This window comes from Kribbella sp. C-35, from assembly GCF_046549195.1.
Taxonomy (GTDB): domain Bacteria; phylum Actinomycetota; class Actinomycetes; order Propionibacteriales; family Kribbellaceae; genus Kribbella.
The window spans coordinates 12,638-33,961 of the sequence record NZ_JAJPWG010000002.1 but is presented as its reverse complement, the minus strand read 5'-3'; the positions used below and the strand labels follow the sequence as shown (position 1 = coordinate 33,961).

Annotated in this window: 30 protein-coding genes; 17 read left to right on the top strand and 13 right to left on the bottom strand. The window is 68.5% G+C overall.

The window, feature by feature from the left end; genetic code table 11:
- The first annotated feature begins 99 nt into the window (after window positions 1-99).
- From ACLJOO_RS12895 to ACLJOO_RS12885, 3 genes are read left to right on the top strand one after another with little or no spacing between them, the layout of a single operon-like run.
- Window positions 100-1,383, top strand: coding sequence for an ABC transporter substrate-binding protein (locus ACLJOO_RS12895; protein WP_410787196.1), 1,284 nt, complete (start codon window positions 100-102; stop codon window positions 1,381-1,383).
- Window positions 1,380-2,342, top strand: coding sequence for a carbohydrate ABC transporter permease (locus ACLJOO_RS12890; RefSeq protein ID WP_410787195.1), 963 nt, complete (start codon window positions 1,380-1,382; stop codon window positions 2,340-2,342). Before ACLJOO_RS12895 ends, ACLJOO_RS12890 begins: the two co-directional genes overlap by 4 nt.
- A complete protein-coding gene (locus tag ACLJOO_RS12885) occupies window positions 2,342-3,226 on the top strand; it encodes a carbohydrate ABC transporter permease (protein WP_410787194.1) in 885 nt (294 codons plus the stop codon). The genes ACLJOO_RS12890 and ACLJOO_RS12885 overlap by 1 nt, the downstream gene beginning before the upstream one ends.
- An 80-nt stretch (window positions 3,227-3,306) precedes the next feature.
- Here ACLJOO_RS12885 and ACLJOO_RS12880 read toward each other — a convergent pair whose 3' ends face one another.
- Window positions 3,307-3,660, bottom strand: coding sequence for a DMT family transporter (locus tag ACLJOO_RS12880; RefSeq protein ID WP_410787193.1), 354 nt, complete (start codon window positions 3,658-3,660; stop codon window positions 3,307-3,309).
- 4 nt (window positions 3,661-3,664) lie between these two features.
- Window positions 3,665-3,985, bottom strand: a complete 321-nt coding sequence (locus tag ACLJOO_RS12875; RefSeq protein ID WP_410787192.1) for a DMT family transporter — start codon at window positions 3,983-3,985, stop codon at window positions 3,665-3,667.
- Window positions 3,986-4,059: 74 nt separating this feature from the next.
- Between ACLJOO_RS12875 and ACLJOO_RS12870 the strand changes: the two genes are divergently transcribed.
- A complete protein-coding gene (locus tag ACLJOO_RS12870; RefSeq protein ID WP_410787191.1) occupies window positions 4,060-4,410 on the top strand; it encodes a MerR family transcriptional regulator in 351 nt (116 codons plus the stop codon).
- A gap of 123 nt (window positions 4,411-4,533) precedes the next feature.
- Here the strand turns inward: ACLJOO_RS12870 and ACLJOO_RS12865 are convergent, their stop codons facing one another.
- Complete coding sequence (locus ACLJOO_RS12865; RefSeq protein ID WP_410787190.1) at window positions 4,534-4,908, bottom strand: MerR family DNA-binding transcriptional regulator; 375 nt, start codon at window positions 4,906-4,908, stop codon at window positions 4,534-4,536.
- A gap of 76 nt (window positions 4,909-4,984) precedes the next feature.
- On the opposite strand from ACLJOO_RS12865, the gene ACLJOO_RS12860 reads away from it, so the two are divergent.
- Window positions 4,985-5,713, top strand: coding sequence for an SDR family oxidoreductase (locus ACLJOO_RS12860; RefSeq protein ID WP_410787189.1), 729 nt, complete (start codon window positions 4,985-4,987; stop codon window positions 5,711-5,713).
- 65 nt (window positions 5,714-5,778) lie between these two features.
- On the opposite strand, the gene ACLJOO_RS12855 is transcribed toward ACLJOO_RS12860, so the two are convergent.
- Both ACLJOO_RS12855 and def (ACLJOO_RS12850) read right to left on the bottom strand, forming a co-directional pair.
- Window positions 5,779-5,901 carry a hypothetical protein gene (locus tag ACLJOO_RS12855; RefSeq protein ID WP_410787188.1) on the bottom strand — a complete coding sequence of 41 codons (123 nt, stop codon included), beginning with the start codon at window positions 5,899-5,901 and terminating at the stop codon, window positions 5,779-5,781.
- Between the two features lie 19 nt (window positions 5,902-5,920).
- Window positions 5,921-6,550, bottom strand: coding sequence for a peptide deformylase (gene def, locus ACLJOO_RS12850; RefSeq protein WP_410787187.1), 630 nt, complete (start codon window positions 6,548-6,550; stop codon window positions 5,921-5,923).
- A gap of 60 nt (window positions 6,551-6,610) precedes the next feature.
- On the opposite strand from def (ACLJOO_RS12850), the gene ACLJOO_RS12845 reads away from it, so the two are divergent.
- Together ACLJOO_RS12845 and ACLJOO_RS12840 are read left to right on the top strand one after the other, a co-directional pair.
- On the top strand, window positions 6,611-7,072 hold the full coding sequence (locus tag ACLJOO_RS12845) for a winged helix-turn-helix transcriptional regulator (RefSeq protein WP_410787186.1): 462 nt from the start codon (window positions 6,611-6,613) through the stop codon (window positions 7,070-7,072).
- A gap of 104 nt (window positions 7,073-7,176) precedes the next feature.
- Complete coding sequence (locus ACLJOO_RS12840) at window positions 7,177-7,686, top strand: hypothetical protein (protein ID WP_410787185.1); 510 nt, start codon at window positions 7,177-7,179, stop codon at window positions 7,684-7,686.
- Window positions 7,687-7,690: 4 nt separating this feature from the next.
- Here ACLJOO_RS12840 and ACLJOO_RS12835 read toward each other — a convergent pair whose 3' ends face one another.
- Window positions 7,691-8,560 (bottom strand): GNAT family N-acetyltransferase, encoded by an 870-nt coding sequence (locus tag ACLJOO_RS12835; RefSeq protein ID WP_410787184.1) that lies wholly within the window; start codon window positions 8,558-8,560, stop codon window positions 7,691-7,693.
- A 58-nt stretch (window positions 8,561-8,618) separates the two neighbouring features.
- Here ACLJOO_RS12835 and ACLJOO_RS12830 point away from each other — a divergent pair, with 58 nt between their 5' ends.
- Window positions 8,619-9,566 carry a DNA glycosylase AlkZ-like family protein gene (locus tag ACLJOO_RS12830; RefSeq protein WP_410787183.1) on the top strand — a complete coding sequence of 316 codons (948 nt, stop codon included), beginning with the start codon at window positions 8,619-8,621 and terminating at the stop codon, window positions 9,564-9,566.
- On the opposite strand, the gene ACLJOO_RS12825 is transcribed toward ACLJOO_RS12830, so the two are convergent.
- The gene (locus ACLJOO_RS12825) at window positions 9,555-10,418 is read right to left on the bottom strand and encodes a hypothetical protein (protein ID WP_410787182.1); all 864 of its coding nucleotides are present in this window, start codon (window positions 10,416-10,418) and stop codon (window positions 9,555-9,557) included. The genes ACLJOO_RS12830 and ACLJOO_RS12825 overlap by 12 nt on opposite strands.
- A gap of 39 nt (window positions 10,419-10,457) precedes the next feature.
- Between ACLJOO_RS12825 and ACLJOO_RS12820 the strand changes: the two genes are divergently transcribed.
- Window positions 10,458-10,835, top strand: a complete 378-nt coding sequence (locus ACLJOO_RS12820) for a YchJ family protein (RefSeq protein ID WP_410787180.1) — start codon at window positions 10,458-10,460, stop codon at window positions 10,833-10,835.
- Between the two features lie 3 nt (window positions 10,836-10,838).
- Here ACLJOO_RS12820 and ACLJOO_RS12815 read toward each other — a convergent pair whose 3' ends face one another.
- A complete protein-coding gene (locus tag ACLJOO_RS12815; protein WP_410787179.1) occupies window positions 10,839-11,369 on the bottom strand; it encodes a YbhB/YbcL family Raf kinase inhibitor-like protein in 531 nt (176 codons plus the stop codon).
- A 142-nt stretch (window positions 11,370-11,511) separates the two neighbouring features.
- On the opposite strand from ACLJOO_RS12815, the gene cobT reads away from it, so the two are divergent.
- Genes cobT through ACLJOO_RS12780 form a run of 7 tightly spaced genes read left to right on the top strand, consistent with a single transcriptional unit; the run spans window position 11,512 to window position 17,412 of the window.
- Window positions 11,512-12,594 carry a nicotinate-nucleotide--dimethylbenzimidazole phosphoribosyltransferase gene (cobT, locus tag ACLJOO_RS12810; protein ID WP_410787178.1) on the top strand — a complete coding sequence of 361 codons (1,083 nt, stop codon included), beginning with the start codon at window positions 11,512-11,514 and terminating at the stop codon, window positions 12,592-12,594.
- The gene (gene cobA / locus ACLJOO_RS12805) at window positions 12,591-13,796 is read left to right on the top strand and encodes a uroporphyrinogen-III C-methyltransferase (protein ID WP_410787177.1); all 1,206 of its coding nucleotides are present in this window, start codon (window positions 12,591-12,593) and stop codon (window positions 13,794-13,796) included. Before cobT ends, cobA begins: the two co-directional genes overlap by 4 nt.
- Complete coding sequence (locus tag ACLJOO_RS12800; RefSeq protein WP_410787176.1) at window positions 13,793-14,599, top strand: TrmH family RNA methyltransferase; 807 nt, start codon at window positions 13,793-13,795, stop codon at window positions 14,597-14,599. The genes cobA and ACLJOO_RS12800 overlap by 4 nt, the downstream gene beginning before the upstream one ends.
- A 10-nt stretch (window positions 14,600-14,609) precedes the next feature.
- Window positions 14,610-15,134, top strand: a complete 525-nt coding sequence (locus ACLJOO_RS12795; protein ID WP_410787175.1) for a GNAT family N-acetyltransferase — start codon at window positions 14,610-14,612, stop codon at window positions 15,132-15,134.
- 5 nt (window positions 15,135-15,139) lie between these two features.
- Window positions 15,140-15,949 carry a helix-turn-helix transcriptional regulator gene (locus ACLJOO_RS12790; RefSeq protein ID WP_410787174.1) on the top strand — a complete coding sequence of 270 codons (810 nt, stop codon included), beginning with the start codon at window positions 15,140-15,142 and terminating at the stop codon, window positions 15,947-15,949.
- A 56-nt stretch (window positions 15,950-16,005) separates the two neighbouring features.
- Entirely contained in the window at window positions 16,006-16,851 is an 846-nt protein-coding gene (locus ACLJOO_RS12785) for an MBL fold metallo-hydrolase (RefSeq protein ID WP_410787173.1), read from the top strand.
- A gap of 21 nt (window positions 16,852-16,872) precedes the next feature.
- Window positions 16,873-17,412 (top strand): phosphotransferase-like protein, encoded by a 540-nt coding sequence (locus ACLJOO_RS12780; RefSeq protein WP_410787172.1) that lies wholly within the window; start codon window positions 16,873-16,875, stop codon window positions 17,410-17,412.
- A 1-nt stretch (window position 17,413) separates the two neighbouring features.
- On the opposite strand, the gene def (ACLJOO_RS12775) is transcribed toward ACLJOO_RS12780, so the two are convergent.
- The 3 genes from def (ACLJOO_RS12775) to ACLJOO_RS12765 form a co-directional block, all read right to left on the bottom strand.
- A complete protein-coding gene (def, locus tag ACLJOO_RS12775; protein ID WP_410787171.1) occupies window positions 17,414-18,019 on the bottom strand; it encodes a peptide deformylase in 606 nt (201 codons plus the stop codon).
- Between the two features lie 110 nt (window positions 18,020-18,129).
- Window positions 18,130-18,945 carry an LLM class F420-dependent oxidoreductase gene (locus ACLJOO_RS12770; RefSeq protein ID WP_410787170.1) on the bottom strand — a complete coding sequence of 272 codons (816 nt, stop codon included), beginning with the start codon at window positions 18,943-18,945 and terminating at the stop codon, window positions 18,130-18,132.
- A 43-nt stretch (window positions 18,946-18,988) separates the two neighbouring features.
- Window positions 18,989-19,315, bottom strand: a complete 327-nt coding sequence (locus ACLJOO_RS12765; protein ID WP_410787168.1) for a winged helix-turn-helix transcriptional regulator — start codon at window positions 19,313-19,315, stop codon at window positions 18,989-18,991.
- Window positions 19,316-19,380: 65 nt separating this feature from the next.
- Between ACLJOO_RS12765 and ACLJOO_RS12760 the strand changes: the two genes are divergently transcribed.
- Complete coding sequence (locus ACLJOO_RS12760; protein ID WP_410787167.1) at window positions 19,381-19,998, top strand: NADPH-dependent F420 reductase; 618 nt, start codon at window positions 19,381-19,383, stop codon at window positions 19,996-19,998.
- Here ACLJOO_RS12760 and ACLJOO_RS12755 read toward each other — a convergent pair.
- Both ACLJOO_RS12755 and ACLJOO_RS12750 read right to left on the bottom strand, forming a co-directional pair.
- Window positions 19,957-20,517: a hypothetical protein gene (locus tag ACLJOO_RS12755; protein ID WP_410787165.1), complete on the bottom strand. Its 561-nt coding sequence runs from the start codon at window positions 20,515-20,517 to the stop codon at window positions 19,957-19,959. The two genes, ACLJOO_RS12760 and ACLJOO_RS12755, sit on opposite strands and share 42 nt — an antisense overlap.
- Window positions 20,507-21,322 carry an oxaloacetate decarboxylase gene (locus ACLJOO_RS12750; protein WP_410787164.1) on the bottom strand — a complete coding sequence of 272 codons (816 nt, stop codon included), beginning with the start codon at window positions 21,320-21,322 and terminating at the stop codon, window positions 20,507-20,509. The genes ACLJOO_RS12755 and ACLJOO_RS12750 overlap by 11 nt, the downstream gene beginning before the upstream one ends.
- Between the last annotated feature and the right edge of the window lie 2 nt (window positions 21,323-21,324).

The window sequence follows — 21,324 nt, the reverse complement described above, 5'->3', positions numbered from 1 at the left end:
TAGTAGCGTGTGCCAACATCAGAGATGCTTAACATGGTTAAGTAACTCGGAACCGTGCGTCGTACCCGTGCGACGTTCCCTCTCGGGAAGGTGGATTTCATGCCTGCTCATGTTCCGAACGCCGGTCTGACCCGGCGGGATCTGCTCAAGCGGACCGGTGGGCTGGCCGCCCTCGCCGCGTTCACCGCGGCCTGTGGCGGCAATACCGGCAGACCGTCGTCCGGCGGCGGAAGCGGCGGCGCGAAGGTCAACCTCGCGCAGTGGTACCACCAGTACGGCGAGACCGGGACCCAGCAGGCGGCGCTCAAGTACGCCAAGGCCTACACCGACGCGAACGTCACCGTGCAGTGGACCCCGGGTGATTACGGCGCGAAGCTGTCGTCCGGGCTGCTGTCCAGCAAGGGCCCGGACGTGTTCGAGAGCCAGTTCAACATCGGCATGGTGAAGAGCAACCAGGTGGTGGCGCTCGACGACATCATGGCCGACGTCAAGGACGACTTCCTGCCCGGTGACCTCGCCACGAACACGATCGACGGCAAGATCTACGGCGTCCGGATGATCATCGACCCGCAGGTCATCTACTACCGCAAGTCGCTGCTCGACAAGGCCGGCATCAAACCGCCGGAGACGGTCGACGACCTGATCGCCGCGGCCAAGGAACTCACCACGAACAAGGTGAAGGGCATCTTCGTCGGCAACGACGGCGGCAACGCGATGGGCGGCCCGGCGCTGTGGTCGTCCGGCGGCAGCTACCTGACCGACGACAACAAGCCCGGTTTCACCGGTGACCGCGCCGCGAAGGCCTTCGGCAAGCTGCACGAGCTCTACGCGAGCAAGAGCGTCCTGCTCGGCGCGCCCACGGACTGGTGGGACCCGACCGCGATCAACCAGGGCCTGGTGGCGATGCAGTGGATCGGCATGTGGGCCGTGCCGGGTATGCAGAAGGTGCTCGGTGACGACATCGGCGTGATCCCGTTCCCGAAGCTCGACGCGGAAGGCAAGCCGGCCGTCTACTCCGGCGGCTGGACGCAGTTCGTGTCGTCGAAGAGCGCCAACGTCGACGCGGCGAAGAAGTTCGTCAAGTGGCTGTGGATCGACAAGTCGGAGTACCAGGAGGACTGGTCGCTCAGCTACGGGTTCCACATCCCGCCGCGCAAGAGCCTCGCGGCGAAGGCGTCCAAGCTGCAGAGCGGTGTCGCGGCCGACACGGTCAAGCTGAACCAGGACTACGGGCACACCGACAACCCGGCGTGGACCCCGAAGATGGGTACGGCGTTCACCGATCTGCTCACCAACTGCATCAAGAAGGGAGCTGACCCAGCCGCCGAGATCGCCAAGGCCGAGAAGACCGTCAATGCCGAGCTGTCCCGGTTGTTCGGATGAGCGCTCCGGCCAAGACGTCCGCGGACCCCGCTGCCACTGGTGAGCGGCAGGGTTCGCGCCGGCGTCGTCAGAAGGGGATCGCCGGGAACGCCCTGTGGTTCTGGGTGTTCGTCGGGCCGTTCGTGGTCGGGCTGCTGATCTTCTCGTACCTGCCGATCATCTGGAGCCTGGTCCTCAGCTTCTTCGAGGCGTACAACACCGCGACGCCGTCGAAGTTCGTCGGGCTGCGCAACTACGTCGACATGCTCACTGACCACAACTTCCTGTCCAGCCTGGGCACGTTCACGATCTTCGCGGTGTTCATCGTGCCGCTGACGTTCGTGCTCGCGCTCGCGCTGGCCTTGCTGGTCAACCAGGTGAAGATCGCGCGGGCGTTCTTCCGGTCGGTCTTCTTCCTGCCGACCGCGTGCTCGTACGTCGTCGCGTCGCTGATCTGGAAGCTGTCGATCTTCAACGGCGTCCGGTTCGGTCTCGCGAACACCGTGCTCGGCTGGTTCGGCGTCGAGAACATCGCCTGGCTGTCGACCGTGGATCCGCCGTGGTACTGGATCCCGCTGGTGACAGTACGGCTGTGGTTGCAGCTCGGGTTCTACATGATCCTGTTCATCGCGGGGCTGCAGCGGATCTCGCCGACGTTGTACGAGGCGGCGTACGTCGACGGGGCGAAGCCCGGCTGGCAGGTGTTCCGGTACATCACGTTGCCGCAGCTGCGGGCGACGTCGGTCGCCGTACTGATCCTGAACCTGATCGCGGCGTACCAGGCGTTCGACGAGTTCTACAACCTGGTCGGCAACGTCAACTACGCGCGGCCGCCGCTGGTCTACCTGTACGGCATCTCACTCGGGTCGATCCAGGACCTCGGGCACGGTTCGGCCGGCGCGCTGATCCTCGCGGTGATCATCATGCTCGTGACGCTGCTGCAGAACCGGATCTTCGGCTTCGGAAAGGCGGGCGACTGATGGCTGTCTCCGAACGTACGACGGGAACTCCGCAGCCGATCGGGTTCAGCCGGAGCCCGTGGGGCCGGGTCGGGCTGGTGCTGCGCTGGATCGCACTGCTCGTCGCGGTCGTGCTGTTCCTGATCCCGTTCTACCTGATCCTTCGCAACGCGTTGTCCACCGAACAGGACATCACCGCGCCCGACTGGACGCTGTTCCCCTCGCACCTGCAGTGGAGCAACATCAGCGAGCTGTTCAACGACACCACGGTGCCGATGGCGCGGGCGCTGTACAACTCCGCCGTCGTCGCGATCCTGGGTACGGCGGGACAGTTGCTGCTGGCATCGATGGCCGGGTACGGGCTGGCGCGCATTCCGTACCGGCACGCGGACAAGATCTTCTACGCGATCGTGGCGACGCTGATGATCCCGGGTGCGGTGACGTTCATCCCCTCGTTCATCGTCGTGTCGTCGCTCGGGTGGGTGTCGTCGCTGCGCGGGCTGATCATTCCGACGTTGTTCAGCGGGTTCGCGGCGTTCCTTTTCCGGCAGTATTTCCTCGGATTTCCGCGGGAGCTGGAGGAGGCGGCGCGGGTGGACGGCGCCGGGTACTTCGGGGTGTTCTGGCGGATCGTCGTACCGAACTCCCTGCCGTTCTTCGCGGCCCTCGCGGCGATCACCTTCATCGGCAACTGGAACTCGTTCCTGTGGCCGCTCGTGATCGGCCAGGACTCGTCCTCGTGGACCATCCAGGTCGCGATGTCCACGTTCATCACCGCCCAAACCATCAACATCCACGAACTGTTCATGGCAGTCGCGGTCTCGATCCTGCCGCTCGTCCTGATCTTCGCCTTCCTCCAGCGCTACCTGATCCAAGGCGTAACCCAATCCGGCATCAAGGACTAACCCCGACCGGCGGGGAGTCCACCAGGCTCCCCGCCATCACCCCAGCTGGAGTGTTAGGGAGCGGTGTCCGGCGTGTGGGGTCAGGTGGGTTGGCGGTCGGCGAGTTTTAGGTAGATGACTCCTGTGATGGTGATGGTTAGCCAGAGGGTTTTGGTGGGGGTGAGGGGTTCGTTGAAGAAGACTGGGCCTAGTAGGGCGGCGCCGGCTGACCCTAGGCCTGCCCAGGTGGCGTAGCCGATGCTTACCTCGATGGTGCGTAGGGCCTGACTTAGGGCCCAGAGGGTGAGCAGGAAGAACACGGCAGCTGCGACAGACCATTGCCAGACGGTGAAGGCGTGGCTGCCACCCACCGAGAGCGCGTAGCCGACTTCGAAGGCGCCGGCGAGCAGCAGCGTGAGCCACGCAGTACGGGAAGACTGAGGCTTGGTGTTCATGCGATCACGATCCGCTCGAGAGCTGGAGCCCGACGACGCCTCCGATGACCAGCGCGATCCCGATGGCCTTGTGCCACGTGAGTTTCTGGCCGAACAGGAGTGCGCCGAGCAGGGTGATGCCGACTCCGGCGAGTGAGGTCCACAGGGCGTACCCGACGCCGACGTCGAACGTGAGGAGAGCGCGGCTCAGGAAGTACGTGCCGAGGCCGCCGGTGACGAGGGTCGCGGCGGTCCAGCCGCGGTGCTTGAAGCCTTGCGCCTTGCCGGCGGAGATCGCGACGGCGATCTCGAACACGACGGCGATCGCGAGGTAGAGCCAGTGCATGAGGTTCCTTCCGGGGATGGTGCGACCACCTCAGGGTGGAACTTCACACTGGTGTCAGGTGCAACACTTGGCCCATGCGGATCGGAGAGCTCGCCGAGGCGACCGGTGTGAGCACACGCTCTTTGCGGTACTACGAGGAGCAGGACCTGATCCGCTCGAGTCGCACCCCTGGCGGCTGGCGGGACTTCGACGAGTCGATGGTCGAGCGGGTGGTGATGATCCAGCACCTGTTCGCGGCCGGGCTGGGCAGTGCGGTCATCGGTGAGCTGCTGCCGTGCCTCGACGCGCCACCTGAAGAGCGCACCGGCGTACTAGAGGTGCTCCTTGCCCAGGAGGTTCAGCGCCTCGAGGCCAAACGCCGCGAGATCGACCGAGAACTCGACGTACTCCAAGCGCTACGCCAAGAAACCACCGCGCCCCGCTGACCCCACACGAACGGATATCCCACGGCGTTGGGGGTTCTCCGATGACAGACGAGCAGAGAACCCACCACTCGAAGGGTTAACCCCGGGTGGTGGGGGTGGTCGTTCAGGGCCAGCCGAGCGGCCCTATGGGTGCGTGTCTGTGCTCCCGATGACCTCGTCGAGGCGGTCCAAGGCGGCCTGCAGGTTGTCGACCTTGGCCTGGATGCGGTCGCGCTCGGCGCGCAGCATGGCTCGTTGCTCGGCGTCGGTGTGCCCGGAGTCCCAGCACGGCAGGAGCTCCAAGATCCTCTGGCTGGTCAGGCCGGCGGCATACATCTGCTGGAAGAAGCGCACCAGAGTGACGGCGTCCTGACGGTAGAGACGCTGGCCCGACGGGCTGCGCTCGGCCGTGAGCAGCCCCTGCTGCTCGTAGTAGCGCACGGCGCGTACCGAGACGCCGGCGCCCCGCGCCACCTCGCCGATGCGGACCAGCCGCTCGGCCGCCGTCTCCGTGGTCACGGTGACTCCTCTCACACCGACTCCGGACGTCCAGCACTTGCCCCTGACGTCAACGTCAGGTTTTAGCGTACCGGACATGGACATCAACAACTCAGTGGCCCTTGTCACCGGAGCCAACCGCGGCCTGGGCCGCGCCTTCGCCCAGCGTCTCCTCGAGCGGGGCGCGCGCAAGGTCTACGCCACGGCCCGCCGTCCCGAGAGTGTGGACCTGCCCGGCGTGGAGGTGCTGGCCCTCGACGTCACCGACCCCGCGTCCGTGCAGGCAGCGGCCGCGGCGGCCCCCGACGTCTCGCTGCTCGTCAGCAACGCGGGCATCCAGACGGGGACCGACCTCGTGACCGGTTCCTTGGATGCGATCCGGCTCGAGTTGGAGACCAACATGCTCGGCCCTCTGGGGCTGATTCGGGAGTTCGCGCCGGCCCTCGCCAGGAACGGCGGGGGTGCGATCGTGAACGTCCTCTCTGCGATGTCGTGGTTCGGGACCGGCGGCGGCCACGCCTACCACCTGAGCAAGGGCGCCGCGTGGGCCATGACCAACAGCGTCCGCCTGGAGCTCGCCGAGCAGGGGACCCTCGTGACGGCCGTCCACCTGGGTCTGGCCGACACCGACATGGCGGCCGGCTGGCCCGTGGACAAGATCGCCCCGTCGGACCTGGCCGACGCCGCGCTCGACGGTGTCGAGGCGAGCTCCGCCGAGGTCCTCGCCGACCAGTGGAGCCGGGACATCAAGTCCCGGCTGTCGCTGACGCCGGAAGAGTTCAACGCCGCGATGGACCGCGCCCTGGCGACCCTGATGCCGGCCTGAGCCGTCGCCGCGAGGTCAGCACACCGACCCAGCTTTTCCGGAACATAACCGTCAGCTGGTGGCAGTTATGTTCCGGAAAGCCGGTGGGTCCAGAACAGGGTGTGGCCGCCGGAGCCTTCGGGGACGAAGGACCAGCGGTGCGAGAGTACGTCGTAGCCGCGTCGTACGACCTGCTTCGGGTCCTCCACGCCTCGGACGGTAACGCGTTCAGCGGACCGCGGCGAGTTGATTCTGGCGGGCGGCGCGATGGGCCAGCACGGACGGGCGGCGGTCGGCCGACTGGGCCAGGGTCTGATCGCGGACGCTGGGGGAGAGGTGGTCGACGTAGACGGTGCCGCCCAGGTGTTCGGTTTCGTGGATCAGGCAGCGGGCGAAGTAGCCGGTGGACTCGAGCGTGAACGGGTGCCCGTCGACGTCGTACGCGTGGAGAGTGGCTCGGGCGGGGCGGTCGAGTGAGGCGTTGGCGCCCGGTACGGACAGGCAGCCTTCGGTGCCCTGTTGCGTGCCGACCAGGGCGGGAGCGGTCTCGATCCGCGGGTTGAACGCGTGCCCGACGTGGCGGTCGCCGTACTCGTCGGTGAGGTCGTAGACGAAGAGCTGCGCGTCGACATCCACCTGGTTCGCGGCCAGCCCGCACCCCTCGGCGATCCACATCGTCGTGAACATGTCGTCGATCAGCCCGCCCCACCGCGCGGCGCCGTACTCGGTGACCGGCCGGCACGGGCGGTGCAGGATCTCCTCGCCGTACTCCGTGATGCGCAGCGACTCGCCACGCCGTACCTCGTCGGTCAGCTCGGGCAGGCGACGGCTGGGGCGGCCCAGGATGTACGTCGACATACAAAGACCGTACTCTGCAAAGTCCGAGCTTTGCAAAGCTGAAGGATAGGATGCCGCATCATGGAGAGCAACCGTCGCGACGTCCTCCGCGCGCACCCGCTGCGCGAGGCGCTCCTGACGCTGATCGACCGTGACGGTACGACGACCTCGACGATCGCCGCCCGCGAGCTGGGGGAGAGCACCGGCTCGTGCTCGTTCCACCTGCGCCGGCTGGAGGCGCTCGGGGTGATCGAGCCGGAGCCAGGCGCGGCGGGCCGGGTGAAGCCGTGGCGCCGGGTGCGGACCGAGCAGTCGACGCTCAACCGCGAACTCGAGGACACCGCGTACGCGAGCTGGCTGGCCGCGAAAACCTCCGACGACGAGGACTTCGCCTTCAGCGAGGTCGTCACCCTCGCGGACGGCGAACTCGCCGAACTCCGCGCCCGCCTGCACCGCGTCCTCCGCGACTTCACCACCACCGAACCCGCCAGCGGCACCCCTACCGCCGTGATCATCCGCGCCTTCCCGCTGCACGAGGAGTAGTCGCGCCGGTCGGGGGAACCTTCTCAGGAGTCGCCGCGTCAGCGGAGAAGATGCCATCCGCTCCAGGCACAGTTCGCGCCTGGCCCCCCGAGTGTGGAGCTCCCATGACCGACCGCCCGGCCGAGCCGGATCCCCGCCCCGCCGCACCCCAATCACCCGCCTCCGGTTATGGGCAACACCCCACCTCCGGCTATCCCCCATCAGGTGCCGCCCAGCCCCCATGGCAGACCACCACCTATCCACAACAGCCGCCTCCACCCGCAGGCCCCGGGTACCCGCAGCACCTTTGGCCGGAGCACGCGCAGCAGCCTGTTGCCGCAATGCCGTCCGGAGCCCATCGGCCGATGGGCTCGGCCGTGCCGAGTGTCCTCGCGCTGCTGTTCGGGATGGCCGGGTTGGTCGCGCCGTTGCTGCCATTCTCGAACCTCATCGACCGGTTCCCGGTCCGCCAGTACCTGGCCTTCCCGTTCGCCCTACCGGCACTGGCGCTGGCGATCGCAGGGCTCGCCGGCAACCGCCGCGGAAAGCCTGCGGCAGCGATTGGCCTGATCCTCGCCGTTCTCGCCGTGGGCGTCGGCGCGATCATGGTCTACAACTACGACTTCCGAAGCTGACTGCTCAGGCTCCGCTGAGCGGCCCCGAGATCGTCACGCGGTGCCCCTCGGACAGGACCAGGGTGAACGTGCGCCGGGACCATGGTGTGTCCTCGGGTGGCGTCGACTCGACCAGGCCGGCGGCGAGCGCGGCGTCGTACAGGGGATCGACGAGTACGCCGACCTCGACGGTGACGGTGGCGGGCGAGACGTCACCGGTTGTCCGTCGCACCTCTAGCCCGCTCTGACCGTTCCACTCGGTGAACCCGAGCCGTGCGAAGTCGCCGAACTGGAAGCGGACGTGGAGGCTGAGCAGTTCGCACAACAGCCGCACTGTGCCGGCGACGTCGTGCACCTCGAGAACCGGGGAAACCCCGAACGTCACGGGGTCGCTCGGCTCAGCGGCGCGGGCCATCACGGCCGACTGTGCGATCTCGCCGTAGTGCGTGCGCGGCAATCGGCCGACGAGGTCCAGACCCGCGTTCCGAGCGACCGCGATCGACCGTAGGTTGCGCGAGTCGATCCACGCCTCGACCCCGGTGATCGACGGCTGCTGCAGGAGGTGGTCGATCACGGTACGCGCAGCCTCGCTCATCAGCCCTGCACCCCAGTGCTCCCGCCTCAGGTACCAGCCGATGCCCCGGATCGAGCTGCCCTGATCCGAGAACACGCCGATCACGCCCGCCGCGTCCTCGTCCGGCCGCACCCGCAGTACCCAGGTCCACCCGCCGTTGTCCCCGAACTCCTGCACCAACCGCTCCCGCGACTCATCGACGGACGCGGTCGGCGTCATGTAGCCGCCCCGCGCCCACTCCGGATCCGAGAACATCGCGTGCAGCGCGCCGAGATCCCGGTCGAGATCGAGCGCCAGGAGATCGAGTCGGGCTGTCTTCACAGGGTGCTCCTCGAAATCAAGTCAGGCGGTGGCGTGTTTTCTGTCTACGGTCGAGGCTATGCGGATTGTTACGCGGGAGCAGGCCATTGCCTACCGGCTGCAGGTCAACAACCTGGTGGAGAGACTGCCGAGCGGGTCGCATGAAGAGGCGGCGTACGTCGGGTTGCAGGACACTGCGCCGCGGGACGCGTTGCTCGGGCTGCATGCTCGGATGGCGGAGTGTTCGCCGGCGGACTGGGAGCACCCGGCGCTGATCCAGACGTACAGTCCGCGGGCAGCTGTGTACGTGTTGCCGGCGCGGGACTTCGGGGTGTTCACGCTGGGCCGGATGCCGCTGGATTCGCGGCGGATCGACGTACTCGCGGAAAACGTGTGCCGGACGTTGGGCGGGCAGGAGCGACGCGGGGCCGGGATTCACGGGCTGCGTGAGGCGTGTGCGAGTGGGCGGATCGCGGTGCGATGGGACACGACGTCGCTGTGGGCGCGTGAGGTGCCGCGACCGGAGATCTCCCTGACCGACGCGAGGCGGGAGCTGTGCCGGCGGCACGTTCGTTGCTTCGGGCCCACGACGCCGAAGGTGTTCGCGTGGTGGGCCGGGATGTCGCCGGCGGATGCGCGTGTGGTGTGGGACCAGTTGGCTCACGAGTTGGTCGAGGTCGACTTCGACGGCGTACCCGGTTGGGTACTTCGGGACGACGCGGACCGTTTGTGGTCGGCGGAGGCGCCGCGTGGGGTGCGGTTGCTGGCCGCGCCGGATCTCCGGTTGTTCGGTCGCGACCGCGACGGCCGGTTCATCGCGCCCGGTCTGCGGGCCTTGACCGCGGCGGCCGATTCCTTCCATCCGAACGGGTTGCTGGTCGACGGGCGGATCGTCGGTGCATGGGGACGGAAAGGCGGCCGCGTCGACGTGGTGCTGTCGGAGGAGCTCAGTCGGGAGCAGTACGACGATTTGTGCGCGGAGGTGGCGAGCCTGCCGGTGCGGGATCCGCGGCTTTCAGTCCGCTGACTCGACAGGCTTGCGGTCGCTGCGGAACGTGGCGCGCAGGGCATCGACGTCGACCTCGGGCAGATGGCGTTCGACGAGGTCGAAGGTTTCCTCGATCAGATCGTGCAGCGTCTGGGCGCCTTCGGGGGCGGGCCGGTCGAAGACGGTGCGGATGCGGTTGGCGAGCGACGGTGGTGCCAGGGGGAGGTCGAGCGCATCGAGGCGTTTGAACGCCAGCACGTGACCGCTGTACCGCCCGTTGAGCGCGTAGAGGACGTTGAGCAGCTGGTTGACCATGCGCACGAACTCACGCGCAACGAGCAGCGGGTTGTCGCGCTCGAAGAACATCTGCCAGCGCCAGAACTTCTCGATGTTCCCGTTGTGCCGTACGACGGCGACCGCCAGATCCCGTGGGTACGTCGCCACCCGCTCCTGCCATCGAGTGACGATCTCCGCTCGCGGGCCGAGCACCGAGCGGCCGTCGATGATCCCCTGGGCCAGTTGCATGACCTCGCCATCGGGCTTGCCGTTGAGCAACTCGTCCAAGGCGTTCTCGACCGTCTGCGTCAGCGTGTGCGCGACCTCGACCATCAGCCCGTCCGGTCGCGGCGCGCCCAGGTACAGGTGGTCGTCCCACGGCGGCCCGTCGACGTTCACCAACCGAACGTCAGCAGCCCCCGCAACCGCGAGACGCTCAGCAGGCGTCGGCGGCCGGCGCCAGAACACGCCGACCTCGACATCCGACCAGCGATCCGCATCCCCGCGGGCGGTCGACCCACCCAGCATCACCGCGTCGACGCCTTCCACAGCGGCGTACCAGTCGAGAACTGGCCGCACCATCTGCCGTCGCCAGCGCGCCGCCTCGGTCACCATCACCGCAGTAGATCACGGCGGATGGGCAACAATCGGCACATGCCAGTTCCCACCTGCCCCTGCGGACAAGACCTGCCGTACGCCGCCTGCTGCGGCCGCCTGCACCGAGGCGAAGCGACAGCCACCACGGCGGAGCAGCTGATGCGGTCCAGGTACGCCGCCTTCGTGATGCACGATGCGGCGTACCTGCGCCGAACCTGGTCCCTCACCACCCGCCCAGCCACCATCGACTTCACCCCGGGCCAGAAATGGACCGGCCTGGAGATCGTCAACACCACCGGCGGCAGCCCCTTCCACACCGAAGGCACCGTCGAGTTCCACGCCCACTACACCAGAAACGGCAACCCAGGCACCCAATCCGAAAACAGCACCTTCACCCGCGAAGCCGGCGAATGGGTCTACGTCGCAGCCCTCTGAGGACTACTCCGCGATCTGGTAGGTCGGGGTGAGGATGGCTCGGGCCAACGTGTGGAAGGCCAGGTTGAAGCCGACTACTGCGGGGGAGGCGTCGGAGTCGACGTCCAGGGCCTCGACGTCGATGGCGTGGACGACGAAGTAGTAGCGGTGGATCTGGTCGCCTACGGGTGGGGCGGCGCCGCCGAAGGACTTGGTGCCGAAGTCGTTGCGGACGTGGAAGGCGCCGTTGTCGAGGCGTTCGGTGGTGCCGGCGCCGGTGGGGAGTTCGGTGACTGTGGCCGGGAGGTTGACCAGGACCCAGTGCCAGAAGCCGGAGACGATCGGGGCGTCGGGGTCGTAGCAGGTCACGACGAACGCCTTGGTCTCCGCCGGGAACCCGGACCAGCTGAGCTGCGGCGACGTGTTGCCGCCCGCGAACGCGTGATCGTCCGCCAACGGCTTGCCGTCGGTGACGTCGGTGCTGGTGACGGTGAACGAACCGACCTCCGGGAGGAGTTTGTACGGGTCCGGTGCGACGGGACGGTCGAGCGACATCTGTGAGCCCTCCGGGATCTCGCGGGATGTGGTGATTCCGACACTACTGTCCACATCCCGCCGGTCCGTCCCGGGGCACACTCTGGGGGATGCGAAGATCGGAGCGGTACGACGGGACCGTCGGCCGGACCGGTGGGTGGGAATGGACGGGAACGGACGGGAACGGATGGAGGACGCGATGGACGGCGCGCTGGAGGAGTACCTGGAGCGGATTGCTCCGGCGGATTCCGGAGCGATGCGGGCGGCCGAGGAGCGGCATGCGCAGCTGACGAAACCGGCCGGGTCGCTCGGTGTGCTCGAGGAGCTGTCGGTCCGGGTGGCCGGGATGACCGGAACGCAGGCAGTGCCGCAGCCGGCCGTGGTGTCGGTGTTCGCGGCCGATCATGGCGTCCATGCGCAGAATGTCTCCCCGTGGCCGCAGGAAGTGACCGCCGCGATGCTGGCGAACTTCGCCGGCGGCGGCGCGGCCGTGAACGCGTTCGCCAAGAACAACGGTGTCGACGTCCGGGTGGTCGACGTCGGCGTTGCGACTCCGGTCGAGCAGCTGGACATCGTGCACGCGAAGGTCCGCCCGGGTACGCGCGACCTCTCGCAGACCGACGCGCTGACCGAGGACGAGGCACGGGCAGCGATCGCGGTCGGGTTCGACCTCGCCGAGCAGCTGGTCCAGGACGGGTACCGCTGCCTGCTGACCGGCGACATGGGCATCGCCAACACCACCGCGTCGGCAGCGCTGATCGCGACCTTCACCGGCGCGACCGCCGACGCCGTCACGGGCCGCGGGACCGGTATCGACGACGCGGCGCTCGCGCACAAGACCGGCGTCGTACGGGATGCTCTCGCGCTGCACGCCGTACCGCCGACTGAGCCGCTCAAGGCTCTGCAGGCGTACGGCGGTCTGGAACATGCCGCGCTCGCCGGGTACATCCTCGGCGCGGCGGCCAATCGCACACCGGTCATCCTCGACGGCGTGATCGCCGGGGCGGCCGCGCTGGTGGCGCAGGCGTTTCACCCGGCCGTGATCGACTACTGCGTCGCCGGGCACCGGTCCGCGGAGCCCGGGCACGCGGTCGCGCTCAAGCAGCTCGGCCTGCAGCCGCTGGTCGACCTGGACCTGCGGCTCGGGGAGGGAACCGGCGCGGTGCTCGCGTACCCGATCCTGACCTGCGCGGTCCGCGCGCTCGCCGAGATGGCCACGTTCGAGGACGCGGGGATCACTTCGTGACGAACCAGTACCTGTCCGGTCTCGTCCTCGAAGGGCGGCGCGTGGTCGTCGTCGGCGGCGGCGGTGTGGCTCAGCGACGGTTGCCGCGGCTGCTCGAGTCCGGGGCGCGGATCGACCTCGTCTCGCCGTCGATCACGCCGACGATCGAGGGACTGCTCGGCAACCCGGCGCTGACCTGGATCGAGCGCGGGTACGCCGGCGGCGACCTCGACGGAGCCTGGTACGTCGTGGTGGCGACGGATGATGCCGCGGTCAACGATCAGGTGTCGGCGGAGGCGGAGGAGCGGCGGATCTTCTGCGTACGGTCCGACGACCGGTCCCGTGCGACCGCGTGGACGCCGGCGTCGGGGCAGCACGACAACGTGACGATCGGTGTGCTCGGCGGTGGCGATCATCGGCGGTCGGCCGCCGTACGGGACTCGATCCTGGAGGGGCTGCGGACTGGGGAGCTGGCGGCGCGGGAGGTGGATCGGCGGCCTGGGGTGTACCTCGTCGGCGGGGGACCGGGCGATCCGGATCTGATCACGGTGCGCGGGCGGCGGTTGCTGGCCGAGGCGGATGTGGTGGTCGCGGACCGGCTGGCTCCGCAGCAGTTGCTGGACGAGCTGCATCCTGATGTCGAGCTGTTCGATGCGGCCAAGCTGCCGCGCGGGCGGGCGGCGCAGCAGGAGGAGATCAACCGGATCCTGGTGGAGCGCGGGCAGCAGGGGAAGGTCGTCGTACGGCTCAAGGGCGGGGATCCGTATGTCTTCGGACGCGGGTTCGAGGAGGCGCTCGCGTGTGCGGCGGCGGGGGTGCCTTGGACTGTGGTGCCGGGGATCACCAGCTCGATTTCGGTGCCGGCGGTTTCTGGGATCCCGGTGACGCATCGGGGGGTGACGCACGAGTTCACGGTGGTGTCGGGGCATATTCCGCCGTCGCATCCGGATTCGCTGGTGAACTGGGATGCGTTGGCTCAGTTGCGCGGGACGCTGGTTTTGCTGATGGCGGTGGAGAACTTGCCGGCGATCGCGTCCCGGTTGATCGAGGGTGGCCGGGCGGCGGAGACGCCTGCGGCGGCGATTGCCGACGGCACCCTTCCGGGGCAGCGGATGGTGACCTCGGATCTTGCCGGCATCGCCCAGGCGATGGCGGACGAGGGCGTCGGCGCACCGGCGATCGTTGTCATCGGCAACGTGGTGGACGTGGCAGGTCAGGCGTGAGTCTGGTTCCGGTCGAGGAGGCGGGGGACTCGCGGCTGGCGGACTACGTTCGGTTGCGGGAGGTCAGTCTTCGGCGGCTGCTTGAAGAAGAGCATGGGTTGTTCATCGCCGAGGGGGACAAGGTGATTCGGCGAGCGGCCGACGCCGGGTACGAGCCGCGGTCGTTCCTGCTCGCGCCGCGGTGGCTCGACTCGTTGCAGGACGTGCTGGAGAAATGGCCGGACAAGCCCGTGTACGTCGTCTCGGAGGAGTTGGCCGAGCAGGTCACCGGGTTCCACGTGCACCGCGGCGCGCTGGCGTCGTACAAGCGGCAACCCGCCGTACCGCTGCCGGACCTGCTCACGGACGACGTACGCCGGATCGCGATCTTCGACGAGATCGTTGATCACACCAACGTCGGCGCCGGATTCCGTGCCGCGGCCGCGCTCGGCGTCGGGCTGGTCCTGGTGACGCCGACCTGCGCCGACCCGCTGTACCGGCGCTCGATCAAGGTGTCGATGGGCACCGTCTTCCAGGTCCCGTGGACCCGCCTGCAGAACTGGCCCGGCGACCTGCGGCAGCTGCAGGACAACGGGTACGTCGCCGCCGCGATGGCGCTCGCCGACGACTCGATCACGCTCGACGAGCTCGCGGATCGCAAGGACGAGAAGCTCGCGCTGATCTTCGGCACCGAGGGCCACGGCCTCAAACCGCACGTGCTCGAACAGGCAGACCTGACCGTACGCATCCCGATGGCCGGCGGCGTCGACTCTCTCAACGTGGCATCCTCAGCAGCAGTAGCGTTCTACGCCACTCGAAGCTGAGGGGGGAGCCGTGCGTACGACGGAACGCCTGGTACTGCGCCCGTTCCGCGACTCCGACCTGGAACCGTGGGCGGCGTTGAACGCGGATCTTGACGTCACGCAGTACCTGGGGGGTCCGCTGAGCCGGGCGGAGTGCGACCGGGACGCGGCCGGGATCAACGAGCTGTACGCCTCCGAGGGGTACGGGTTCCTGGCCGTCGAGCGTCGTACGGACGGAGTCTTCCTCGGCGCCTGCGGTCTCTCGAAGGAAAAGTGGTACCCGGACGATCTCGAGATCGGCTGGCGGCTGGCCCGCGAGTACTGGGGCCACGGCTACGCGACCGAGGCCGCGTCCTCCTGGATCGAGCACGGGTTCACGACCATGAGGTTGCCGCGCGTCATCGCCGTCACCGACTCGCCCAACGAACGCAGCATCGCCGTCATGCGCCGCCTCGGCATGACCTTCGACCACGAGGCCGTCCTCGAGGACGACGGCGTACCCTTCGACGCCACTGTCTACTCGCTCACGGCCGATGCCTGGCGGCGCGTAGTCTGACCGGCATGCGAGCGGTGGACGACCTCGGCGCGTTCCTGCGTGCCGAGCGTGCCCGGGTGGACCCGGCCGCGGTGGGTCTGCCGGTTGGTCGCGACCGGCGCGTCGCGGGCCTGCGGCGCGAGGAGGTCGCCGTACTCGCCGTCGTCAGCGCGGACTACTACACCCGGCTCGAGCAAGGGCGGGAGCGGCATCCGTCGGCTCAAGTCCTGAACGGGATCGCCCACGCGTTGCGGCTCGACCCGGACGCTCGCGCGTATCTGTTCCGGCTGGCTGGTCTCGCCCCGACGCCGGGGCTCGGAGCCGCTCGGGACCAGGTGCATCAGGCATTGCTGCAGTTGCTGGACAACTTCCCGGTCGCGGCCGCCTACGTGCTGAATCCGGCGTACGAGATTCTCGCGACGAACCGGGTGGCACAGGCGCTGCTGGCGCCGTTCGGGATGACGAACATGCTGCGGATGATGTTCGAGCATCCGCAGGCGCGGGACATCTTCGGCGACTGGGAGGCGGTCGTACGGCGGGCCGTGTTCGCGGTCCGGTTCAACGCGGCCGCGTACCCGGACGACGCCGAGATCGCCGCGCTGGTGGCGGACCTGCTGCCGCGCTCGCCCGAGTTCCGGGCCCTGTGGGAGGACCGGACGGCGCGCGGGTTCAGCCGGGCGTACAAGATCTTCAACCACCCACAGGCCGGCCGGATCGAGCTGACCTACCAGACCTTCGACGTCCGGGCCGCGCCCGGTCAGCAGCTGCTCGTCGGTACGGCGGAACCGGGCAGCGCGAGCGCGGAGGCGTTGGCGCGACTGACTTCCTGGGTGTGACGCACCCAGGAAGAGGCGGCCTTCTCCGCGGCGGCGGGAGGTTCGAGGCTGTTCGTATGACGAACCTGACGTACTCCACCTACGTAACGCCCTCCAAGCCCGCGGTCTCGAACGACCTGCCTCCGGGGGAGGTACGACGGATGTGGTCGCCGACCGCGGCCACGCTGATCTCCGGCGAGCGCGACGCGGTCCTCGTCGACCCGCTGATGACGCAGGCCGAAGGCGAGGACCTGGCCGGCTGGATCGCGGCCACTGGGAAGAACCTGACCACGATCTTCGTCACGCACGGCCACGGCGACCACTTCTTCGGCGCCGCGCCGGTGCTCGACCGCTTCCCGACGGCCCGGATGGTCGCACTGCCATCGGTGGTCGAGGGCATGCGGAAGCAGCTCAGCCCGGCCTGGCTGGACGGCTTCTGGCGGGCCAGATTCCCCGGACAACTCCCCGGCCGACTGGTCCTCGCCGAACCCCTGGAGGGCGACACCTTCACGCTGGAGGGTGCCGAGTTGGTGGCGATCGACCTCGGTCACACCGACACCGACGGCACTTCCGCGTTGTACGTCCCGTCGATCGGCCTGGTCGTCGCGGGGGACTCCGTGTACGACGACGTGCACCTCTACCTGGCCGAGTCGGTTGCCGGTGGCATCGATCATTGGCTGGCCGCGCTCGACGTACTCGAGGCTCTGCACCCGGCTGCCGTCGTGTCCGGTCACCGCCAGGCCGGCGCCTCCGACGACCCGCGGTACATCGACGAGACCCGCAGGTACCTGAAGGCCTTCGCCGCTGCGCAGACCCGTACGAGTACCGCGCTCGACCTCTACAACGCCGTACTCGCGGAATACCCGGACCGCCTGAACCGCGGCGTCCTCTGGAACTCCGCCCGCGCGATCAAAAGCGATTGACGATGGTGATGACATAAGAGCATGCAGAAGGTAGTCCTCGTGACCGGGATGCAGGCTGCCGGGAAGTCCACGATCGCGCCGCTTCTCGCCGCCCGGATGGGGCCGCCGGCCGCGACGCTCGACGGGGACGTGTTCTACCGGGGCGTGGTCGCGGGGGCCGAGATCATGACGCCGGAGCCGTCCGCCGAAGCGGTGCGGCAACTGGAACTCCGGTACGACGCCAGCGCCCTGGTCGCACAACACTACGCCGACGCCGGCTTCGACTTCGTCTGCAGCGACATCATCCTGGGCGATCACGTCGAGCGCTGGTTCGCCCGTCTGCACGACGTCGACCCGTACCTCGTCGTACTCGTCCCGTCGGCGAAGTCGATCGTGGAGCGAGAGATCGGCCGCGGCGGCGCCAACTCGTACCGGGACTGGGGACCCTCACTCGAGGACGGCGTACGCGCCTTGATGACGAGCCTCGACGAGACTCCACGCCGGGGCCTGTGGCTCGACACCACCGGTCAGACCCCTGCGCAGACCGTCGACGAGATCGACCTGGAGAAGGCCCGCTGGTAGCTCAGGTGGCCGGCGTGTCCTCGTGCTCGTCCTCGTGCTCGACCATCGGGGTGACGGGCCAGTCGGCCGGGTAGTCGGGGGCGAACTCCTCGGCCTCCGCGAACAGGCGCTTCTTGTACTTGCGGGAGAGGCGGTCGCCGAAGACCATGCCCTGCGTGTGGTCGGTCTCGTGCTGCAGGCAGCGGGCCAGCAGGCCGTCGCCCTCGAAGCTGACCGGCTTGCCGTGCTGGTCGACGCCGGTGACCTTGGCGAAGTCGGGGCGGGCGCACTTGGTGAACGCGCCGGGCAGCGACAGGCAGCCCTCGTCGCCCTCGTCGAGGTTGCGGTCCTTGCCCTCCGGGAGCTCGAGCGTCGGGTTGCACACGACGCCCTGGACGCGCTTGCCCTCCTTGTCGGGGCAGTCGAACACGAACAGTTGCAGGTCCACGCCGACCTGGTTCGCTGCCAGGCCGACGCCCTCGGCCGCGTTCATCGTCGCGACCATGTCGGCGACGAGCGTCTGCAGTTCGTCCCCGAAGTCGGTGACAGGCTGATTGACCCGATGCATGACGTCCTCGCCCCACCGCGTGATGGGCCGCACCGAACCGTCCTGAGGCAACGTAGACATGCCCGAAATCCTAACCGCCACCCCCAGCGGCGTCTTTGAGCACCCACCAACCGTTTCCGGGTCGCGTGGATGGTTGGTGGGTGCCCAAAGTGATCGAAGTGGGGCGGGTGCTACTTGGCGTTGACCTCGTCGCGCCAGGTGATCCAGTCGCGGAGCAGGCCGAGGTCGTAGTCGGGGCCGGAGGAGTGCACCGTGAAGAGCCGGGTGCCTACGTCGAGGAGCGACTTGCCGACCTGCTCGGGCTTCTTGTCGCCGACGGCGACCGAACGCTCGATCTCGCCGGGATCGCGGCCGATCGTGGCGCAGTGCTCGTCCAGTACGGCGTGCTTGTGCGCGATCGTCTCGGCGTCGCCGAACCCGTGCCAGATGTTCGCGTGCTTGGCGACGAGCTTCAGCGTCTTCTTCTCACCGCCGCCGCCGATCAGCACCGGGATGTCCCGGGTCGGCTTCGGGTTGAGCTTCTCCCAGCGGGCCTCGATCCGCGGCAGCGCCTCGCCGAGAGCGTCCAGGCGGCCGCCCGCCGTACCGAACTCGTAGCCGTACTCGTCGTAGTCCTTCTCGAACCAGCCGGAGCCGATACCGAAGATCAGCCGGCCGTCGCTGATGTGGTCGACCGTCCGCGCCATGTCGGCGAGCAGGTCGGGGTTGCGGTAGGAGTTACAGGTGACCAGGGCGCCGAACTCGACCCGCTCGGTCGCCTCGGCCCAGGCGGCCAGCATGGTCCAGCACTCGAAGTGCAGACCCTCGGGCTCACCGCTGAGCGGGTAGAAGTGGTCCCAGTTGAATACAACGTCAACGCCGATCTCTTCGGCCGCCGCCACGGTCCGCCGGATGTCGGCGTACTGGGCGTGCTGGGGCTGGACCTGCAGACCGATCCGGACGGGGAACGCGCCGTACGGACGGTCGGTGGAATCGGAAGCTGTCATACCCGGAATCCTATCCCGCTTTGCGGAGGACCCTCCGGATAGGTCAGGTCGGGAGCTGGTCGGCGTACACGGCGGCCCAGTCGCCGAGGGCGCGGATCGGGACCAGGAGGTCCTTGCCGGCGACGGTCAGCGAGTACTCGACCCGCGGCGGCGCTTCGGCGTACCGGGTGCGTTCGACGAGACCGTTGTGCTCGAGGCGGCGCAGCGTCTCGGTGAGGACCTTCTGGCTGATGCCGCCGATCTGCCTGCGGAGCTCGCCGGGACGCGCGGGGCCGTCCGAGAGCGAGTACAGCACGACCATCGGCCAGCGTCCGCTGATCAGGTCGGCGGCGACGCGCGCCTGGCAGTCGGCGAAGAATCTCGGCTCCACGCGTCCATTGTGCGTCGGCCGTTGGACACCTGGAGGTGCGCATCGAACTGTCTACGGTCGGCGCCATGCGAATTGGAACACTGGGCAACGGGTTGATGGCCGAGGCGCTCGCCTCGCAATGGGTGCGCGCCGGGCATGAGGTGATGGTGGGCGGCCGCTCGGCGGAGCGGGCGGCGGAGGTGGCCGAGCGGGTCGGCGCCTCGACTGGGTCGTTGGCGGAGGCTGCGGGGTACGGCGAGGTGGTGTTGTTGGCCGTGCCGGCCGAGGCGGCGGTGGAGGTTGCTCGGGTGGTGCCTGCCGGTACGACGTTGATCGACTGCACGAATGCGCTGGATCACCGGGACTTCACGCTGGCGCAGCCGGCGACGGCCGAGGCGATCAGCCTGGCCGCGCCTGGGGTGCAGGTCGTGAAGGCGTTCAACCTGGCGGCCGACGCGGTGTGGCGAAACCCGCCCACCGGCCTCGGAGTGCCGATCTGCGGCGACGGCGGCGTGGAGCAGGTTGCGGAACTGGTGCGCGATTTGGGATGTACGCCGGTGCCCGCGGGCGGACTGCGGCGGGCGAGGTTGCTGGAGGCAACGGCTGCGCTGGCGATCGGGATCTGGGTCAGCGGGGGAGACGTCCGCGAGATGTTCCCGCCGCTAGCTGCCGCCTTCGGTGCGGTCCCGCCCGGCCAGTCGTAGGCTCCAGGTGGGGAACAGCAGATAGGTCCCCGCCCAGCTCACGCCGGCCACGAACGTCCAGGCCGGGGCGGTGTCCATGTCGTCGAGACCCATCGGGATCCCCGGTACGCCGACCAGCCCCAGCATCATCACCAGACCGGCAACCAACGCCGCTCGCCGCAGTCGTGCCAACCCGAGCCGGCTGATCCCGACCAGCCAGACCCCGATCAGAGCGAACCCGAAACTCGACCACAGTCCGGCGAGGTAGAAGCCGGTGATGTCGCCAACCACCAGCACGGTGCCCACGATCGTCAGCACCACCCCGACCGCGGCCACGCCAAACAGCAGGAACCGATGTGAGGGCGGCGGGAGGAGCCAGGCGAGGGCGGCGCTGAGGAGGCCCAGGAGCGCGTTGCCGATGTCGTTGATGAATCCGAACGGGCCGCCGACGGCGTAGAACACGATCAGGCAGGCGCAGGTGGTGAGGCCCACGATGCCGTGGGTTCTCGCCACCACCGGGAGCCGCGACTCAGTGCTCACCCTTGGATGATCGCGCAAACAGGTCGTTCAAGTCAGCCTGTGGGATCTGGTCGGCGGCGAAGGTGATCGTGCCCTTCGTCGCCAGCTCCTCCGCGCTACGGCGGATGAAGCCGAGGGCCGCCCGAGCGATGCTGCCGCCGAGGCTGATCCGGACGACGCCGGCCGCCTGCAGGTCGGCGACGGTCAGCGTCGACGTACCGAGGCCGATGACCACGTTCAACGGCCCGTCGATCTCCGCGACCAGCGTGCGGATCGTGTCGAGGTCGTTGACGCCCGGGACGTACAGGCAGTCTGCTCCGGCTTCGCGGAAGCGGTTCGCCCGGTCGATCGAGTCGCTCAACGAGGTCGGCGTACGGAGCAACTGCCCGTCCGTTCGCGCGGTCAGCACAAAATCAGGACCCGCCGCCTCACGCGCCGCCACAATCCGCTCGACCGAGAGCTCCACGTCGTACAGCTCCCGCCCGTCGAAGTCCTCGATGTTCCCGCCGGCCAGCCCCGCCTCGCGAGCCAGCGCGATCGTCTCCGCGACCTGTGACGGCGCAGCGCCGTACCCGTCCTCGAGGTCGCCGTTCACCGGTACGGCGCTCGCCGTGGCGATCTCCCGCACCCGGTCGAACATCTCCTCCCGCGACACCGCCGGCGCCCCGTCCGGAAGCGTGTGATCACCCTTCGCCAGCGAGAACGCGATCCCCGCACTGGTCGTCGCGATCGCCGGAAACCCAGCCGCCGCGAGGATCACCGCACTCCCCGCATCCCAAGCATTCGGCATCACAAACTGCCCAGCATGCAACCCACGGAACGTCATGC